This window comes from Streptomyces sp. NPDC101219 (assembly GCF_044767675.1).
In the GTDB taxonomy this organism is placed as follows: Bacteria; Actinomycetota; Actinomycetes; order Streptomycetales; family Streptomycetaceae; genus Streptomyces.
The window spans coordinates 138,534-155,923 of sequence record NZ_JBIWOK010000005.1 but is presented as its reverse complement, the minus strand read 5'-3'; the positions used below and the strand labels follow the sequence as shown (position 1 = coordinate 155,923).

Here is a 17,390-nt window from a genome sequence, read left to right as displayed (position 1 = left end):
TCCTCCGCCGGCGGTATTCGATGAGCCCATGAATTCCACTATGCGGAAGTTATTTTCTGCACATTGGAAGATTGCCGTCGGTCGTCCGTGGTTGTCAAGAGGGGGCGGCGGGGTCCGGGGCATTCCCCTCCGCCCTGGGGCCCCGGATCCCCGGTGCGGGTTAGGTTGAGCGCGTGCGATTGAGAGTGGAGTTCACGACCGAGCCCTTCGACCTCGACGAGGCCCCGCGGCACGCCGTGGTGGCCCGCGAGACCGTCGAGGCGGCGCAGCTGGACGCGGTCGACGTCGGGCCGTTCGGCAACACCGTGGAGGGCGGTGCCGACGACGTGCTCGGCGCCGTCGACGCCCTGCTGCGCCGCACCCTCGCCGCGGGCGCCACCCGGGTCTCGCTCCAGGTCAACGTGATCGGGGAGGATCAGGCGTGAGCGGCGCGGGGGAGGAGCCGTTCATCGCGGCCGTCAAGCCGCTGGTCGACGCCATCGGCGGGGAGCTGCTGCCACCGGACGAGGCCGGACCGGACGACGTCGTGCTGGCCTGGCAGGGCGCCGACGCCGTCGCCGTGCGCCTGCCGCAGCTCGCCGACTCCCTCGATCACATCCTGGCCGCCCTCGAACGCCGCCGGGGCCGGCCGCTCGCGGAACTGGACCGCAAGGCCAAGCAGGAGATCGTGCGCGGCCTGGAGGCGCGCGGCGCCTTCGCGGTGCGGCACGGCGTGGAGACGGTGGCGAGCGCGCTCGGCGTCAGCCGCTTCACCGTCTACAACTACCTGAACCGCGAGAAGGGCTCCTGACGCGCGGGGGCGTCCCGGAACCCTCTCCGGCCCGTCCCACCAGCGCGTTCGTGGCGTGACCGCGGCCCGGCGGCCGGCTGTCCGCCCCGCGAATTTTCAACAAACTGTTGACGTGCCGTGTGGGGCGGCGTTCACTGTCGGCACGCCGGCCCGGCATCCACCGGTCCGGCGCCCCGACCGTTCCGCACGATGCCCGCGTCCGGCACCACGGCCGTGCGCGGCCCCCGAGAGGCTCCCGTGACGTCCACCGACACGCCGCAGGGTCTGGCCCGGTTCAACACCCTCGACGAGAGCGCGGCCCGCGCCGCACTCCTGGAGGCGTGCGCCTCCACGGCATGGGCCGGGCAGCTGCTCGCCGCCCGCCCCTACGCCACCCCCGAGGACCTGTACGCCGCCTCCGACGCCGCCATGGCCGACCTGACGGCGGCCGACCTCGCCGAGGCCATGACCGCACACCCTCCGATAGGCCGCCCCCAGCCGGGCGATCCGGAGTCCACCCGCGAACAGGCGGGCATGTCCGCGGCCTCCGCCGCGCTCAGGGCGGAGATGCTGGAGCTGAACCTGGCCTACCAGGAGAGGTTCGGCCATGTGTTCCTCATCTGCGCCACCGGCCTGACCGGTGAGCAGATGCGGGACGCGGTCCGGGAACGGATCGGCAACCCGCCCGAGAAGGAGCGGGAGACCGTCCGCACCGAACTGGCGAAGATCAACCGCATCCGACTGGCCCGACTCGTCGCGGAGGACTGACGCAGCCATGAGCACCACCACCACCGCTTCCGTGTCCACGCACATCCTGGACACCAGCGCCGGCCGCCCCGCCGCGGGCGTCGCCGTCCACCTCGCCGCCCGCGCCGGGCGGGAGGCGCGGTGGCAGGAGCTCGGCGGCTCCGCCACCGACGCGGACGGCCGGTGCAAGGACCTCCCGGCCCTGCCGGAGGGAACCACCCACGTACGGCTCGGCTTCGCCGTCGAGCCGTACTTCGAACAGCACGCGAAGAAGCAAGCCGTCGCGCAGCAGGACGCCCCCGCGCACCGGGACAGCGGACCGGCCGTGTTCTTCCCGGAGGTGGCGGTCACGTTCGCCGTCGTGCCGGGCGAGCACTACCACGTTCCGCTGCTGCTCAGCCCGTTCGGCTACTCCGTTTACCGAGGGAGCTAGCAGACCATGGCCGCCACTTCCCGACCCGCCCGCCCCGTCGTCCTGGGACAGAACCAGTACGGCAAGGCGGAGAACCGCGTCGTCCGGATCACCCGGGACGGCAGCACCCACCACATCAAGGACCTCAACGTGTCCGTCGCCCTCTCCGGCGACATGGACGACGTCCACTACTCCGGCTCCAACGCCCACGTCCTGCCGACCGACACCACCAAGAACACCGTCTTCGCCTTCGCCAAGGAACACGGCATCGAGTCGGCCGAGCAGTTCGCCGTCCACCTCGCCCGCCACTTCGTCACCTCGCAGGAGCCCATCCACCGGGCCCGCATCCGCGTCGAGGAGTACGCCTGGGAGCGGATCGCCGCCCCCGGCACCGACCGCGGCGAGCACTCCTTCGTCCGCAAGGGCCAGGAGACCCGCCTCACCCAGGTCACCTACGACGGCGAGCGCTGGGAGGTCGTCTCGGGCCTGACGGACCTGACGGTGCTGAACTCCACCGACTCCGAGTTCTGGGGCTACGTCAAGGACCGCTACACCACGCTGAAGGAGACCCGCGACCGCATCCTCGCCACCTCCGTCTCCGCCCGCTGGCGGTTCAACTGGACCGACGACGCCCGGCCGATGCCCGACTGGGAGGAGTCCTACGCCGAGACCCGGCGGCACCTGCTGGAGGCGTTCGCCGAGACCTACTCGCTCTCCCTGCAGCAGACGCTCTACGAGATGGGCGCCCGCATCGTGGAACAGCGCGACGAGATCGACGAGGTCCGCTTCTCCCTGCCCAACAGCCACCACTTCCTGGTGGACCTGGAGCCCTTCGGGCTGAAGAACGACACCGCCGACTCGGCCGTGTACTTCGCCTCCGACCGCCCCTACGGCCTGATCGAGGCCACCGTGCTGCGCGAGGGCTGCGAGGCGCTCATCCCGGTCGACCTGACCAACCTCTGACCGCACCGCATTTCGGCACCCGTGGCCGGGGAACCCGGCGCACCACCGCGTCTCCCCGGCCACGGCACTCAAACCACCCCAGGGTCCTGCCGTGCCCGCCCTCCGTATGTGAAAAGGACGCACCATGGCAGCAGTCCAGCGCATCGTCATCGAGAACGCGGCGATCGCGACCGTCGACGGCCAGGACACCGAGCACGCCTCCGGCCACCTCGTCCTCGCCGGCCACCGCATCGAGTCGGTCGGCGCGGGACCGGCCCCCGAGGGCCTTCGACACGTCGTCCGCCGGATCGACGCCACCGGCCACCTGGCGACCCCCGGCCTGGTCAACACCCACCACCACTTCTACCAGTGGATCACCCGGGGCCTGGCCACCGACCACAACCTCTTCGACTGGCTGGTCGCCCTCTACCCCACCTGGGCGCGCATCGACGAGCCGATGGTGCGCGCGGCGGCCCGCGGCTCGCTGGCGATGATGGCCCGCGGCGGCGTGACCACCGCCATGGACCACCACTACGTCTTCCCGCGCGGCACCGGCGACCTGTCCGGCGCGATCATCGGCGCCGCCCGGGAGACCGGCGTCCGCTTCACGCTGGCGCGCGGCTCCATGGACCGCAGCGAGAAGGACGGCGGGCTGCCCCCGGACTTCGCGGTCGAGACCCTCGACGGCGCGCTCGCCGCCACCGAGGAGACCGTCCGCCGCCACCACGACCCCTCCTCCGACGCGATGACCCAGGTCGCCGTCGCGCCCTGCTCGCCGTTCTCCGTCTCCACCGAACTGCTGCGGCAGGGAGCGGAGCTGGCCCGCCGGCTCGGCGTACGCCTGCACACCCACGGCTCGGAGACCGTGGAGGAGGAGAAGTTCTGCCACGAGCTGTTCGGCATGGGCCCGACGGACTACTTCGAGTCCACCGGCTGGCTCGGCGAGGACGTGTGGATGGCGCACTGCGTCCACATGAACGACTCCGACATCGCCGCCTTCGCCCGCACCGGGACCGGCGTCGCCCACTGCCCCTCCTCCAACGCCCGTCTCGCGGCCGGCATCGCCCGCGTCCCCGACCTGCTCGCGGCCGGCGTGCCGGTGGGCCTCGGCGTGGACGGCACCGCCTCCAACGAGTCCGGCGAACTGCACACCGAACTGCGCAACGCCCTGCTCGTCAACCGCCTCGGCGCCCACCGCGAGGCCGCCCTGACCGCCCGTCAGGCCCTGCGGCTCGGCACGCACGGCGGGGCCCGGGTCCTCGGCCGCGCCGACGACATCGGCTCCCTGGAGCCCGGCAAGCTGGCCGACCTGGTGCTGTGGCGGATGGACACCCTCGCCCACGCCTCCATCGCCGACCCGGTCGCCGCCCTGGTCCTCGGCGCGGCCGCCCCGGTCACCGCGTCCTTCGTGCACGGCCGTCAGATCGTCGAGGACGGGCGGCTGCTCACCGTCGACGAGGACGCGATCGCCCGCGACACCCGGGCCGAGGCGCAGCGCCTGGCCCGGATCGCCGCCGGGGACTGAGCCACGGGCGAACACCCCGGATGTCTCCGGCCGGGAGGGACGGCTCCCGGCCGGTGACCGCGGACCCGCGGGTCCGCGGCGGCCGTCTCCGGGGCGCGCGCGGACGCGCGGACCCCGGAGACGGCCCCCACCACCTCCCACCGCTCCCTCCGTCCCCGTGACGGAACCGGGCGAGGAGAACACGACGACCGGCGCCCCGGCCGCCACGCCCTGACGGGCCGGCGCGGCGGCCGGGGTCACGCTCCGGCCGCCGCGCCCGGCGGTGTCAGGCCCCCCGGGCCGCCGCCACTTCCTCGCGCAGCCGGGGCAGCATGTCGTGGTACACGCCCGGACAGAGGGTCGTGCCGTAGTCCTTGTGCCCGTAGATCTGCGTGGACGGGATGCCGTACTGCGCGCAGGTGTACGCGCACAGCGCCACCAGCACGTCCCACTGGGCGTCCGGCGGCACGGCGCCCGCGTGGTAGGAACCCTCGTTCGCGATGCCGAGGGCCTGGTTGTTCTGCCCGGAGGTGTGGGCGCCGAGCACGAAGGTGCGGCCGCCGCGCAGCGCCTGGAGGCTGCCGTGCCGTCCCTCGGTGATCCAGCCGCCCCGGCTCACCAGGAAGTGGTAACCGGTGTCCGCCCAGCCGTTCTTGTCCAGGTGCAGGTCCTGGACCCAGTGGGCGTGCGCGTGCGCCTGACTCCGGGAGTAGTCCGTGGAGTTGGTGCTCGCCGTGTGGTGGACGACGATCCGGCTCGGCCGGTACTGCAGCACGCTGATGGTGCCCTTCGGGGCGCGGGCGTTCCAGTCCGCGGTGGAGTCGAAGTCCGGCTCGACGGCCTCGGCGCCACGGGCCCGGGCGGTGCTCGGCAGGGCGGCCACGGCGGCCAGCCCGGCCGCGCCGGCGAGCAGGAGCCGGCGCCGGGGAGAGGGCGGCCGGGAAGAGGGCTGGGGATGCACGATCACTCCTCGTTCGAGGGGGGGAGGGTGGGGGGAAGACGGCGGAGCCGGGGCCGCGGGGCCGCCGGCTCCACCGCGTGATCGCGTACGTGACGGGACGACGGGACTACGGCGTCACGTGTTGTTGGCGAGGGCCAGGAGCCGGTCGCGGGAGCCGTTGAACTTGTTGCGGTCCACGTTTCCGGACACGCCGCTCACCGATCCGGTGCTGGTGTACTGCCAGACCGTCCAGGTGGGGAACCCGCTGGGGATGGTCGGGGACGAGGCGGAGGTCCAGTGCGCCACCCACAGCGGGCTCTTGGCGGACATGCCCGTCCAGTTGCCGGTGCAGGTGTTCCACCAGCCGGCGGTCGTGTAGATCACCACGTCGCGGCCCGTCCGCGACTTGTAGGCGGTGTAGAAGTCGTTGATCCAGGTGCGCATCTGGGTGGTCGACAGCCCGTAGCACATCGCCCCGTACGGGTTGTGCTCGATGTCCAGCACGCCCGGCAGAGTGAGGTTGTCGCGGGACCAGCCGCCGCCGTTGTTGACGAAGTAGTTCGCCTGAGTGGCGCCGGTGGAGAGGTTCGGGCGCGCGAAGTGGTAGGCGCCGCGGATCACGCCCGCGCGGTGGGCCGCCGGGTAGTTGGTGTTGAAGCTGGAGTCCTTGTAGCCGGTGCCCTCGGTCGCCTTCATCCAGGCGAACTGGATCCCGGCGTTGCGCACCGAGGTCCAGTTGATGGCGCCCTGCCAGTGCGAGACGTCGATGCCCTGGACGCCGTCGGTCGGCGCCAGGACGCCCATCGTCGGCTCGCCGGCCGGGATGCCCTCGTGGATGCGGGTGCCGACACCCATGTACGCCTCGCCGGGTTCGACGGTCACCCGGTCATGGCCGGGCTGCGGTGCGGCGCTCGCGCCGCCGATGGCGGTGGCCGTCAGGGCGAGGGCGGCGCCGACGACGCCGAGGGCGGTGACGGTCCGTCTGGTGGGGCCGGTCGTGGAGCGCGGGACAGAGAACATGGGGGGGGCTGCCTCCTGACACATGTGGGGATGAGCGAAGGAGGTGACGTCGGCCGCTGCCACCTGGGCAGATACGTACCGTTTGACGTGCGCGCGTCATTAGTTACGCACGTAGATTCCGGGCCTGTAAAGAGTCGTCGTGTCTCTCTGGTGGTCTGGTCCACTGTAGGAGCGGATGGCCTGGAAACTCGGGAACCGGGCGGCGGAAACTTTCAGCGGGTGAAAGCTGAGCCCCGCTCGCCTCTCCCGTACTACAGCCCGAACAGCCCCGGGTCGGTGGCCAGTTGACGGAAAACCTCCGCCGGGTCCGGCACCAGCTTGCGCCGTTCGAGGTCCAGCACCCCGCCGACCCCGGTCAGCTCCGCCGCCACCGTCCCGTCGGCCTTCGTGAGCTTCTGCTCGATGGTGAACGTCCTGCCGCCGCCCCAGCCGAAGGCGCAGCTCACGTCGACCTCGTCCCCGGCGAGCAGCTCGCGGCGGTAACGGATGGTGGTCTCCAGGGCGACCGGTCCCACACCCTCAGCGATCAGCCCGGACTGGCTGATCCCGGCCGCCTGGAGCAGCGACCAGCGCGCGTGCTCCGCGTAGTTCAGATACACGGCCTGGTTCAGGTGGCCCTGCGTGTCCGTCTCGTACCCGCGCACGGTCACCCGGACGGAGAACGGCTCCCTCGGCTCGCTCACTGCGTGGTCCCCTTCATGACGCTGCGGATGGTGGCCCGACCCGCCGATCCTGACACGCCCGTCACACCCGGCGCGGGGAGGCCAGCACGTAACGCGTCCGCGTCCTCGGCTCCGTGTACTCCCCGGCCTGCCAGCCCGCCCCCTCCAGGGTGGCCGCGCAGGCCCGCAGTTCCGCGTCGTCCGGCGCGTACACGGCGACCGCCTCCGGCTGCGGTGTCTCCCGCACCCGGTAGCCGCCCCCGCCGTCCGGGCCGGCCGGACGGTGCCCGGCGGCCTCCAGGGCCAGCGCGGCGGCCTGCACCAGGTGCCCGCGCTCCCAGCCGCACGGCCGGTCCGTCGCACCGTCGGGGTTGGTCATCCGGCGCAGCTCCAGCATGCCCTGCCAGGCACCCCGCACCTCCCGGAGCCGGGCCGGCCCGGAGGCGGGTGACGGGTCCTCACCGCCCACGCGCGCGGCGAACACCCCGGAGACGGACGCGGCGGGCGCCGCCCGGGTCTCCGGCTCGGGCTCCGCCTCCCGCACCCGGTGCCCGGCGGGCGTCAGGAAGTGGTCGTGCGGAGGCCGCGGGTGCCGGAAGGCCAGCCCCCGCTTCACCAGCGCCGCGAGCTGCGCGTCCGTCCCCGTCAGCCGCCCCGTCACGGGATCGGCGGCCTCGATGAGACGACGCTGGGCGGCGGTGGGCGGACGGGTCATCGGTCTCCGCGGGCGTAGGGCAGGAAGGCGGCCCACTGGGTGGGGGAGAAGGTGAGGTGCGGGCCGGGTATGTGCTTCGAGTCACGGACGTGGACGGTATGGGGGGTGGCGGCGATCTCGACGCACGCAGCACCATCGGGGTTGCTGTGGCTGCTCTTGTGCCACTCCAGCTCGGCAAGGGGTGTCACGCTCATGTCTCTCCCAGTAGTCCGTCGATGTGGGCCAGCGACTCCCGCGGCGTGAGCGCCTGCGCCCGGATGATCCCATAGCGCAGCTCCAGAAGCTGGACCTCGCGGCGGTCCGCGACCAGCCGGCTGACGAGCTGGATGTCGCTGTGGCCCACGGTCGAGCCGTCTCTCAGCCGCAGCAGGTGGAAGGGGCCGTCGAGGCCGGCGTTGTCCTCCGAGGCCAGGGGCAGCACCTGGATCACCACGTTGCGCATCTGCCCGACCTCCAGCAGGTGTTCGAGTTGGCGGCGCAGGACCATCCTGCCCCCGACCGGCCGCCGCAGCGCGGCCTCGTCATGCACGAAGCTGAAGGCCGTGCCCGACCGGACGATCTCCTGACGGGACAGCCGGGCCGAGACCAGCTCCTCCGTCTCCTCGGGGGAGAAGGCCGGCCGCCGGGAGGCGAAGACCGCCCGCACGTACTCCTCGGTCTGGAGGAGGCCGTTGACGACGGAGTTGTCGTAGGTGCAGACCTCCACCGCCTCCGCCTCCAGCTTGGCCAGGTCCCGGACCTTCTTCGGGAACCTGGCCTTCGCCACGTCCGCCTTGAGGCCCGAGATCAGGCCCGCCGCCCCCAGGGCCCGGTCCGCCGCCTCCAGGAACGACTCCACCGGGGCCCGCCGCCCCCGCTCCACGGAGGACACCTGCTCCTCGCTGTACCCGATCTGTGCCCCGAGGCCGGCCTGCGTCAGGCCCTCCCGCTCCCGGCACATCTTGATGATCCGCCCGACCGTCCGCAGGACGGCCGCCGACTCCTCGTCCGCGCCGTACGGTTCCACGCTCATGTCCCCACACCTCCGTCTGCCGCCCCGTGTCCAACCAGCCGTCGGTGCCGCGCGTCACGCGTCGCGGCCCGGACAGGCCCGGACAGGCTCGTGGGGCGCCCGGACGAAGCCCTGGGGCGCGGGTACGTCTACTGCCGGTAGCCGCTGAGGAACCGCCCGATCCGGCCGATCGCCGCCTCCAGGTCGTCGGCGTGGGGGAGGGTGAGGATGCGGAAGTGGTCGGGGGAGGGCCAGTTGAAGCCGGTGCCCTGGACCACCTGGATCTTCTCCCGCAGGAGCAGGTCCAGGACGAACTTCTCGTCGTCGTGGATCGGGTGCACCTTGGGGTCCAGGCGGGGGAAGGCGTACAGCGCGCCCTTGGGCTTCACGCAGCTCACGCCGGGGATCTCGTTGAGCTTCTCCCAGGCCACGTCCCGCTGTTCGCGCAGCCTGCCGCCGGGTGCGGTGAGGTCGCGGATGGACTGGCGGCCGCCGAGCGCGGCCTGGATGGCGTACTGCGCGGGGGCGTTGGCGCACAGGCGCATGGAGGCCAGCATGGTGAGGCCCTCCAGGTAGTCCTTGGCGTGCTGCTTGGGGCCGGTGACCACCAGCCAGCCGCTGCGGAAGCCCGCCACGCGGTAGGTCTTCGACAGTCCGCAGAAGGTGAGGACCACCAGGTCGGGGGCGAGGGCGGCGGCCGAGTGGTGCACGGCGTCGTCGTAGAGGATCTGGTCGTAGATCTCGTCGGCGAACACCATCAGCCCGTGCCGGCGGGCCAGGTCGAGGATGCCCTCGACGACCTCCTTCGGATAGACGGCGCCGGTCGGGTTGTTGGGGTTGATGATGACGACGGCCCGCGTGCGGTCGGTGATCTTCGCGGCCATGTCGTCGAGGTCCGGGTACCAGTCGGCCTGTTCGTCGCACAGGTAGTGCACCGCCTTGCCGCCCGCGAGGTTGGTGACGGCGGTCCACAGGGGGAAGTCCGGTGCGGGGACGAGGACTTCGTCGCCGTCCTCCAGCAGGGCCTGCACCGCCATGGAGACCAGCTCGGAGACGCCGTTGCCCAGGAAGACGTCGTCGACGTCGACCTCCAGGCCGAGGGTCTGGTAGCGCTGGGCGACCGCGCGGCGGGCGGAGAGGATGCCGCGGGAGTCGGTGTAGCCGTGGGCCTGCGGGAGCATCCGGATCATGTCCTGGAGGATCTCCTCCGGCGCCTCGAAGCCGAACAGGGCCGGGTTGCCCGTGTTGAGGCGCAGCACACTGTGGCCCGCCTCCTCCAGCGCGTTGGCGTGCTCGATGACCGGCCCGCGGATCTCGTAACAGACCTCGCTGAGCTTGCTGGACTGCCGGAACTCCATGCGCCCCTCCGGTTTCTCGTGTTACTTGGTTTTACCAAGTGGATGCTTGGAAAGTCCAACGACATGTCTAGACTGCGTCGCATGCCACCTCGCCGAAGCTACGACCAGTACTGTTCCGTCGCGCGCGCCCTCGACACCGTCGGCGACCGCTGGACCCTGCTGATCGTCCGGGAGCTGCTCGCCGGTCCGCGGCGCTACACCGACCTGCACGCCGACCTGCCCGGCGTCAGCACGGACGTCCTGGCCTCGCGGCTGAAGGACATGGAGCGCGACGGCCTCGCGACCCGCCGTCGGCTTGCGCCGCCCGGTGCCGCCTACGTCTACGAACTCACCGGCCGCGGAAGCGCGTTGCTGCCCGTCCTGCAGGCCCTCGGCACCTGGGGCGAGGCCGGGCTGGGGGAGCGGGGGCCCACCGACGCGGTGCGGGCGCACTGGTTCGCGCTGCCCCTGCTGCGGGCCCTGGAGGGGGAGACGGGCCTGGTCGAAGTCCGCCTGGACGAAGGGGTGTTCCACCTGAGGGCAGGGGGCGGCGCCACGGGTCCCGTCTACGGCGACGGCCCGGCCGGCCAGGAGCCCGACGCGGTCCTGTCGCTGGACACCGACACCTGCACGGCCATCGGCCGGGGCGAACTCCCCCTCACCGAGGGGGTCCGCGCCGGACGGGTCGCGGTCGACGGCGACGGCCCGCTCGCCAAACGCCTGCGGGAGGCGTGACGGAGGGGGCGGAGTCCCGGACGGTCCCGGACGGTCGTTCCCCCTCCGGAGGGACGGCCCCGGTCCTGTCCCCCGTGCGAGCTACCGCGAGGTGTCCACCGTGAGGTGACGATCCCCGAACGCCGTTTCCGTAGCGTCCCGTTGCAGCCCGCGACACACCGGTCGCGGCCCGGCAGAGGGGTGTTCATGCGGTTCGTTCGGCAGTTCCTGACGATCCTGGTGGTGTACGCACTGAGCGGCGCCGCCGTCAACGCGGTGCGCGACAACGAGTGGCTCACGCTCGTCCTCGGTCTCGCGTCCGCCGCCCTGATCGTCCTCGTCTACGCGTGGGTCGTGCGGCGGACCGAGCACCGGCCCGCCACGGACGTGGCCCGCAAGGGCGCCGCGTCCCGGACCGCCTGGGGCATCCTGATCGGCGGCGGGATGTTCACGGCCGTCATCGTGAACCTCTACACCTCCGGGCACTACGACATCGACGGCGTCGGCTCGGTGACCGGCGCGGTGGGGCTGCTCGGCTTCATGGCCGCCGCCGCGGCGACCGAGGAAGTGGTCTACCGGGGCGTGCTGTTCCGGATCGTCGAGGAACACATCGGCACCTACGCGGCCATGGGACTGACCGGTGTCGTGTTCGGCCTCTCGCACCTTTTCAACGAGAACGCGACCCTGTGGGGCGCCCTGGCCATCGCGATCGAGGCCGGATTCATGCTCGCCGCCGTGTACGCCGCCACCCGCAGCCTCTGGCTCGCGATCGGCGTGCACTTCGGCTGGAACTTCGCCGCGGCCGGCGTCTTCAGCACCGAGGTCTCCGGCAACGGCGCCAGCGAGGGCCTCCTGGACGCCACGACGTCGGGGCCGGAACTGCTCACCGGCGGCGCGTTCGGCCCCGAGGGCAGCGTGTACTCGGTGGGCTTCGGAGCCATGCTGACCCTGGTGTTCCTCTGGCTGGCCCACCGGCGCGGGAACGTCGTCCCCTTCGGTGCCCGCCGGGCGGCCCGCCGCAACTCCGCGACTACACTGCCCCGGTGATCGACCGCCGACGTGTCCCGGAGCTGTGGCGCCGCCTGGACGTCACGGCCCGGGACCTCCCCCTCGGGATCCTGATCCTCGTGGCCTCGGCCCTGCCCGGCTTCCAGGGCAACGGCACCGAGTTCGGCGGTGTGCCGACCCGCCCCGCCGACGCGCTCGCCGTCGTCGCGGCCGTGCTGCAGAGCCTGCCGCTCGCCGCGCGCCGGCGGTGGCCGCTCGTCTGCCTCGCCCTGGTGTCCTGCGGCTTCGCCCTCGACCAGCTGCGCGGCTACCACCTCTTCGCCAGTATCGCCCTGCCGGTCGCGCTGGTCAGCGCCGGCTCGTACGCGGAGCGGTTCCGCCGCACGGCCATGGGTGCCGCCTCCGTGGCGTACGTGGCGCTGGCGTTCGTGATCGACCGGAGCGGGCCCGGCGAACCCGTGGCGGAGTACGTGACGTTCTACCTGGCGCTGGCCCTCGCCTGGGGCATCGGCGCGTGGATGCGCTCCGCCCGCGCCGCCGAGGCCGAACGGCGCCGCCGCGTCGCCGAGGACGCCCGCACCGCGGAGCGCACCCGCATCGCCCGCGAACTCCACGACGTCGTGACCCATCACGTGACCGCGATGGTCGTGCAGACCGAAGCCGCCCGGTACCTGACCGCCTCGCCGGACCGCCTCGACCAGGCCCTCACCACCGTCAGCGACACGGGCCGACGGGCCCTCACCGACCTGCGGCACCTGCTCGACCTGCTCAACCCCGAGTACGGCACCGGCAGCCGGGACGACAGGACGCCCCCCGTCGGCCGGGTGCTCACCCTCGTCGAGCAGACCCGGCGGGCCGGACAGCCCGTCGAACTGACGGAGGAGGGCACGCCACCGGATTCGACCGGCAGCGCCGACCTCGTCGCCTACCGTGTCGTGCAGGAGGCCCTGACGAACGCGCTCAAGTACGACCACGGCGGCCGGACCTCGGTCCTGGTGTGCCACGGCGGGAGGGAGATCACGGTGGAGGTCGGCACGGACGGCACCGGTTCACGGGCGGCGTCCCCCGGCGGCAGCGGACGGGGCCTGGCGGGCCTGCGCGAACGGGTCGGCGTCCTGGGCGGCGACTTCGAGGCCGGCCGGCGCGACGACGGAGGCTTCCTCGTCCGGGCGCGGATACCCGTGGGAACCCCGGCGTGAGCGCGCCGGTCCGGGTCCTGGTCTGCGACGACCAGGCCCTCATCCGCACCGGCCTGTCGACCATCATCGACGCCCAGCCCGACATGGCCGTGGCGGGGGAGTGCGGTGACGGCCGGACCGCCGTCGAGCTGGCCGGGCGGCTCCGCCCGGACGTCGTCGTCATGGACGTGCGCATGCCGGTCCTGGACGGCATCGAGGCCACCCGGCTGCTGGCCGGCGCCGGGGTCGAACACCCCGTGAAGGTGCTCGTAGTCACCACCTTCAACCTGGACGAGTACGTCTACGAGGCACTGCGGGCCGGGGCCAGCGGCTTCCTCCTCAAGGACGCCCCGCCGGACCGCCTGCTGCACGGCATCCGCACCGTGGCCACGGGCGCCGCCCTGCTGGACCCGGAGGTGACGCGCCGCCTCGTCGGCCACTACGCCGCCCGCATCCGTCCCGCCGGGGGCAGCCCGCAGGACACCCCGCTCACCCCCCGCGAACTGGAGGTCCTCCGCCTGATCGCGGACGGCCGCTCCAACAGCGAGATCGCCGCCGCGCTCGTCATCAGCCAGGAGACCGTCAAGACCTTCGTCTCCCGCATCCTCACCAAGCTGAACCTTCGCGACCGGGTCCAGGCGGTGGTGTACGCGTACCGGCACGGGCTGGTCAGCTAGCGCCCGCGGTCGTGACCGCTCGCCACACGCGGGAGGCCCGCGCAAGGCGGGCCTCCCTGGGGTGAGTTGCGGGTGTCAGGCGCCCGGCGGCACCCGGGACGGGCGGCCCGGGCCGCGGGTCAGGCGGTAGCCGGCGACGCCCGCGAGGGCGGCCAGGGCGCCGCCTGCCGCGGTCCACACCCAGCGGTCGGACCACCAGCCGGAGGCCCAGCCGTCCTCCGGCTCCAGGGCCGCCAGGACGGCGGACGACGCGTCGTCCTCCTCGTCCTCCTCCGCCTCGGCGCGGGCGGCGACGCCCGGTACGAGCGGCTCGGACAGCGAGCCGTCGACCGCCGCCGCGCCGCCCATGTCCTTGGACTCGACGCGCAGTTCGGCGTTCACCGCCTGGCCGAGGTCGGCCGCCGAGATGCGCAGCGCCGTCAGCCGGACGTAGTAGGTGCCCGGCAGCGGGTCGTTGGCCCACGGCTCCGACCAGGCGCGGACCGTGCGCAGCACACAGGTCAGCTCCACCGAGGGGGCGTCGGCGGCCGCCGTGCGGGTCTGCGCCCCGTACTGGCAGGCCTGGCGGCGGCGCAGACCGTCGTACACGTCGACCTGCCAGGTCTCGGCGGCGTGCGTCTCGGGCAGCTTCACCGTCGCCTTCACGGTGGGGCGCTGCCCCGCGTCCGCCGGGAACGACCAGTACAGGTAGTCACCCGTCGAGGCGCGCGCGGTGGCGGTCTGACCCTGCTCGACCTCCGTCGCGGTACGGAACGACGTGCCCGCGCGGGTGGGGCCCGCGCCGTCCCCGGACGCCTCCGGCGAGGGCGAGGAGTCGGCCGCGGCGGGGGCCGCCGCCAGCCCGAGCGCCAGCAGGGCGGTGCTCAGCACACGTAGGGCGCGCATCAGTGGGTCCTCCAGACAGCGAACCGCCAGCGGGACAGCCAGCCCCAGAGCAGACCGGCGAGGAAGCCGGTGACGGCCAGGGCGCCGAGCAGCCACCAGCCGCGGCCCAGGCCGAAGGAGGCGACGTCGGACGCCGCGCCGGGGCCGTCGACGACGTCGACGGTCAGCTCCAGCGGCAGACCGGGCGTGGTCTTCACCCCGGCACCCGGGGAGAAGGAGGTGGTCACGGCCAGGCACACGGCCACGGCGGCCGGTTCGTCACCGTCGTCGTCCCGCTCGGGCTCGGGGTGGCGCAGCCCGGTGGACAGCACGTCGGTGCGGCCGTTGCCCGTGGCCTCACCGCGCACGATCTCCCGGCCGTGCACCGTGACCCCGCGCATCAGCACGCCGTAGTCGGGGCGCACCGCGCGGTCCGCCGCCACGCTCACCGAGGCGCGCAGCTCCTGGCCGGGCAGCACGTCCACGCGGTACCAGCGCTGCCGGCCGAACTCCGCGCGGTCGGTGTACAGGCCGGACTTCAGGGTGGGGGCCTGGGCACAGCGGTCGCCGCCCTCGGTGGCCACCGGCGTCACCACCGGCTCGGCCGCCCGGTCCACCAACTCGTTGACGCGGTCCGTCAGTTCGTCCTGGTGCTCGACGGAGGTGTACGTCCCGCCGGTCGCCTCCGCGATGCAGCTGAGCTGGCGGCTCAGCTTCGCGTTCGGGACCAGGCCCAGCGTGTCGATGGTCAGCCCGATGCCCTTCGCGGCGATCTCCCGGGCCACCTCGCACGGGTCGAGCGGGGCGCAGGTGTCCTCGCCGTCGCTGATCAGGACGATCCGCTTGGAGCCGTTGCCGCCGTCGAGGTCGTCGGCGGCCTGCAGCAGGGCCGGCCCGATCGGCGTCCAGCCGGTCGGGGTGAGCGTGGCCACCGCCGTCTTGGCCTCGGTGCGGTCCAGCGGGCCGACCGGATAGAGCTGCGCGGTGTCCTTGCAGCCCTCCTTGCGGTCGTCGCCCGCGTAGTCCGCGCCGAGCGTGCGGATGCCGAGCTCGACCTCCTCGGGTGTCGCGTCCAGCACCTCGTTGAAGGCCTGCTTCGCCGCCGCCATCCGGGACTGCCCGTCGATGTCCTTGGCCCGCATCGAGCCGCTCACGTCGAGGAGCAGGTTGACCTTGGGCGCGTCCCCGCCCGCCGGTTCACCGGCGGCCGCCCCGGCCGGGAACACCAGCCCGGCCGCCAGGGCGGCGAGCAGCGCGCAGGCGCCTGCCACCGGCCGTTTTCTTGTGATCATCGGGGGATCCTATGGACGACGGCTGCCGCCCTCCAAAACGGGCCGTCAGAACCGTGCGACTTCCAGCGGATTGGGCAGTTCCGTCCACCGGTCCCCGGCCCCACCCGGCGACAGCCGCATCAGCGTCAGCGCCTTCGCGGGCACCGGCCCGCCGCACAGGGCCGCCAGATCCCCGGTGCGCGGAAGCTCCCGCACCGCCGGCTCCAGGGCGGCCCGCAGGCCCGCGCCGGACCCCACCGTCCCCGCCAGCGCACCGGCTACCAGCGAGCCGAACAGCTTGCGCCGCAGCGCCCGTTCGTCGTCCGTGACGACCCGCGCGGGCAGGTCCGGCACCCGGATGCCGTGCCGGGCCAGCCGGGCGGGGGAGACCCGGATGTCCGCGAGATCGCGGTAGACCAGCCGCAGCGGCTCCCCGGACGGCGACAGCACCACCAGCAGGTTCTGGCCGTGCGCCTCCAGCGCCACCCCCAGCTCCAGCAGCCGCAGCCCCACCGCCAGCGCCAGCCGCGCCAGCCGGGCCGGCCAGCCCGGCACACCGGGCAGCCCCGTCGTCGCCAGCGCCGCCACCGGCACCACCCGCTCCCCGGCGCCCGCGTACTCCTGCGGCGACTCGCGCAGCACGGCCGCCAGGTCCGGGGACCCGGCGGCCACCGCCCCCAGGGTGCGGGTGACGTGCAGCAGCCCGTCCGTGCGCGCGGCCACCGTCTCCCCCAGCTCCGACAGGGTCCGCGACGCGGCGACCGAACCCAGCGAGATGTCCCGCACCGACGACGTGAGCCGCGCGGTCAGCGACGTCTTCACATGCGGTCCACCGGGCAGCGCCAGGGTGCGCAGCGCCATCAGCGGATGCGCCGCCAGCCGCTCCCCGCCCGCCCGCTTCAGCACGTGCGCCTCCTGCCAGGGATGCACCGGGAGCAGCACCCGCCCCCCGTCGCGCAGCCACCCGGGCCAGTCCCCGGCCAGCAGGCACTCCCCGGCGGGCACGGGCAGCAGGCCCAGCCCCACGACCGGCCGGTGCTCGGGCCCGTAGGTCAGCTGCTCGGCCACGGACAGTCCCGGCCGGGACCGGCAGGACGGGTGGAAGGGATGTCCGTCCACCACCCGCTGCTCCCACTCCCAGTCCCGTACCGGCCACTCCTTCCGGTGAACGGACCGCCCCGCGTCGTCCGGGTTCGCCGCCCGGGACAGCGCCAGGGACGCGACACTGTGCCCGAGCTCCCCGGCGAAGGCGGCCGACCGGGGCACGGCCAGCTCCGCCATCAGCCGCGCCGGATCGGCATGGTCACGGCCGTCCAGCCGGACGGCCGTGACACAGTCGCCCGTCGCATACGGATCGGCCACCGGGCCGCGCAGACACCGGCCGTCCGCCAGCCGCAGCACCACCCCCTCCGGGCCCGTCTCGCGGCCGGCGGCCCACGGCAGCGGATCATGGACCAGACCCCGCCACAGCCGGGTCAGCACGGCCGCGCGGGCACCCGGCAGGGCGTCCGCGTAGCGCGCCGAGAGCCCCGGCCGCGCCGCGGCCAGTTCCTCGCCGATTTCGGCCTCCGCGGAGGGGGAACGGTGCACGGGCGGCTCCTCGGGGTACGACCGGAACGGCACGAACGGGCGGACAACG

The 17,390-nt window shown here is 73.3% G+C and carries 20 protein-coding genes; 10 read left to right on the top strand and 10 right to left on the bottom strand.

The features are described from left to right. Positions 1-173 precede the first annotated feature (173 nt). The 6 genes from ACIRPP_RS11570 to ACIRPP_RS11545 all read left to right on the top strand — a co-directional run bounded on the left by ACIRPP_RS11570 (position 174) and on the right by ACIRPP_RS11545 (position 4,395). Positions 174-425, top strand: a complete 252-nt coding sequence (locus ACIRPP_RS11570) for a hypothetical protein (RefSeq protein ID WP_403640400.1) — start codon at positions 174-176, stop codon at positions 423-425. Beyond that, positions 422-790 carry a helix-turn-helix domain-containing protein gene (locus ACIRPP_RS11565; RefSeq protein WP_164334865.1) on the top strand — a complete coding sequence of 123 codons (369 nt, stop codon included), beginning with the start codon at positions 422-424 and terminating at the stop codon, positions 788-790. The genes ACIRPP_RS11570 and ACIRPP_RS11565 overlap by 4 nt, the downstream gene beginning before the upstream one ends. 237 nt (positions 791-1,027) lie before the next feature. Then, positions 1,028-1,537, top strand: coding sequence for a 2-oxo-4-hydroxy-4-carboxy-5-ureidoimidazoline decarboxylase (uraD, locus tag ACIRPP_RS11560; protein ID WP_403640396.1), 510 nt, complete (start codon positions 1,028-1,030; stop codon positions 1,535-1,537). Between the two features lie 7 nt (positions 1,538-1,544). Next, on the top strand, positions 1,545-1,949 hold the full coding sequence (gene uraH / locus ACIRPP_RS11555; RefSeq protein ID WP_403640393.1) for a hydroxyisourate hydrolase: 405 nt from the start codon (positions 1,545-1,547) through the stop codon (positions 1,947-1,949). Positions 1,950-1,955: 6 nt separating this feature from the next. Beyond that, the gene (gene pucL, locus ACIRPP_RS11550; protein WP_403640390.1) at positions 1,956-2,891 is read left to right on the top strand and encodes a factor-independent urate hydroxylase; all 936 of its coding nucleotides are present in this window, start codon (positions 1,956-1,958) and stop codon (positions 2,889-2,891) included. 124 nt (positions 2,892-3,015) lie between these two features. Beyond that, positions 3,016-4,395, top strand: a complete 1,380-nt coding sequence (locus tag ACIRPP_RS11545) for an 8-oxoguanine deaminase (RefSeq protein WP_403640387.1) — start codon at positions 3,016-3,018, stop codon at positions 4,393-4,395. Positions 4,396-4,660: 265 nt separating this feature from the next. On the opposite strand, the gene ACIRPP_RS11540 is transcribed toward ACIRPP_RS11545, so the two are convergent. From ACIRPP_RS11540 to ACIRPP_RS11510, 7 genes are all read right to left on the bottom strand, one after another. After that, the gene (locus ACIRPP_RS11540) at positions 4,661-5,341 is read right to left on the bottom strand and encodes a peptidoglycan recognition family protein (RefSeq protein WP_403640384.1); all 681 of its coding nucleotides are present in this window, start codon (positions 5,339-5,341) and stop codon (positions 4,661-4,663) included. Positions 5,342-5,449: 108 nt separating this feature from the next. Further along, positions 5,450-6,334: a lysozyme gene (locus ACIRPP_RS11535; protein ID WP_403640382.1), complete on the bottom strand. Its 885-nt coding sequence runs from the start codon at positions 6,332-6,334 to the stop codon at positions 5,450-5,452. Between the two features lie 251 nt (positions 6,335-6,585). Then, complete coding sequence (locus ACIRPP_RS11530) at positions 6,586-7,017, bottom strand: acyl-CoA thioesterase (RefSeq protein WP_403640379.1); 432 nt, start codon at positions 7,015-7,017, stop codon at positions 6,586-6,588. A gap of 61 nt (positions 7,018-7,078) precedes the next feature. Continuing rightward, positions 7,079-7,711, bottom strand: a complete 633-nt coding sequence (locus tag ACIRPP_RS11525) for a hypothetical protein (RefSeq protein ID WP_403640376.1) — start codon at positions 7,709-7,711, stop codon at positions 7,079-7,081. Next, positions 7,708-7,905: a DUF397 domain-containing protein gene (locus tag ACIRPP_RS11520; RefSeq protein WP_360594113.1), complete on the bottom strand. Its 198-nt coding sequence runs from the start codon at positions 7,903-7,905 to the stop codon at positions 7,708-7,710. Before ACIRPP_RS11520 ends, ACIRPP_RS11525 begins: the two co-directional genes overlap by 4 nt. After that, complete coding sequence (locus tag ACIRPP_RS11515) at positions 7,902-8,723, bottom strand: Scr1 family TA system antitoxin-like transcriptional regulator (protein ID WP_403640373.1); 822 nt, start codon at positions 8,721-8,723, stop codon at positions 7,902-7,904. Before ACIRPP_RS11515 ends, ACIRPP_RS11520 begins: the two co-directional genes overlap by 4 nt. A gap of 128 nt (positions 8,724-8,851) precedes the next feature. Beyond that, a complete protein-coding gene (locus tag ACIRPP_RS11510; RefSeq protein ID WP_403640370.1) occupies positions 8,852-10,060 on the bottom strand; it encodes a pyridoxal phosphate-dependent aminotransferase in 1,209 nt (402 codons plus the stop codon). Positions 10,061-10,141: 81 nt separating this feature from the next. On the opposite strand from ACIRPP_RS11510, the gene ACIRPP_RS11505 reads away from it, so the two are divergent. The 4 genes from ACIRPP_RS11505 (at position 10,142) to ACIRPP_RS11490 (ending at position 13,616) form a co-directional block, all read left to right on the top strand. After that, on the top strand, positions 10,142-10,774 hold the full coding sequence (locus ACIRPP_RS11505) for a winged helix-turn-helix transcriptional regulator (RefSeq protein ID WP_403640367.1): 633 nt from the start codon (positions 10,142-10,144) through the stop codon (positions 10,772-10,774). A 186-nt stretch (positions 10,775-10,960) separates the two neighbouring features. Further along, positions 10,961-11,800: a lysostaphin resistance A-like protein gene (locus ACIRPP_RS11500; RefSeq protein WP_403640364.1), complete on the top strand. Its 840-nt coding sequence runs from the start codon at positions 10,961-10,963 to the stop codon at positions 11,798-11,800. Beyond that, positions 11,797-12,960, top strand: coding sequence for a sensor histidine kinase (locus tag ACIRPP_RS11495; RefSeq protein WP_403640360.1), 1,164 nt, complete (start codon positions 11,797-11,799; stop codon positions 12,958-12,960). The genes ACIRPP_RS11500 and ACIRPP_RS11495 overlap by 4 nt, the downstream gene beginning before the upstream one ends. Beyond that, positions 12,957-13,616 carry a response regulator gene (locus ACIRPP_RS11490; RefSeq protein ID WP_403640357.1) on the top strand — a complete coding sequence of 220 codons (660 nt, stop codon included), beginning with the start codon at positions 12,957-12,959 and terminating at the stop codon, positions 13,614-13,616. Before ACIRPP_RS11495 ends, ACIRPP_RS11490 begins: the two co-directional genes overlap by 4 nt. Positions 13,617-13,691: 75 nt before the next feature. Here the strand turns inward: ACIRPP_RS11490 and ACIRPP_RS11485 are convergent, their stop codons facing one another. The 3 genes from ACIRPP_RS11485 to ACIRPP_RS11475 are packed head-to-tail and all read right to left on the bottom strand — an operon-like array spanning position 13,692 to position 17,341. After that, a complete protein-coding gene (locus ACIRPP_RS11485; protein ID WP_360594119.1) occupies positions 13,692-14,501 on the bottom strand; it encodes a hypothetical protein in 810 nt (269 codons plus the stop codon). After that, entirely contained in the window at positions 14,501-15,772 is a 1,272-nt protein-coding gene (locus tag ACIRPP_RS11480; RefSeq protein WP_403640354.1) for a VWA domain-containing protein, read from the bottom strand. The genes ACIRPP_RS11485 and ACIRPP_RS11480 overlap by 1 nt, the downstream gene beginning before the upstream one ends. Before the next feature lie 45 nt (positions 15,773-15,817). Further along, positions 15,818-17,341: an IucA/IucC family protein gene (locus ACIRPP_RS11475; protein WP_403640352.1), complete on the bottom strand. Its 1,524-nt coding sequence runs from the start codon at positions 17,339-17,341 to the stop codon at positions 15,818-15,820. Positions 17,342-17,390 lie beyond the last annotated feature (49 nt).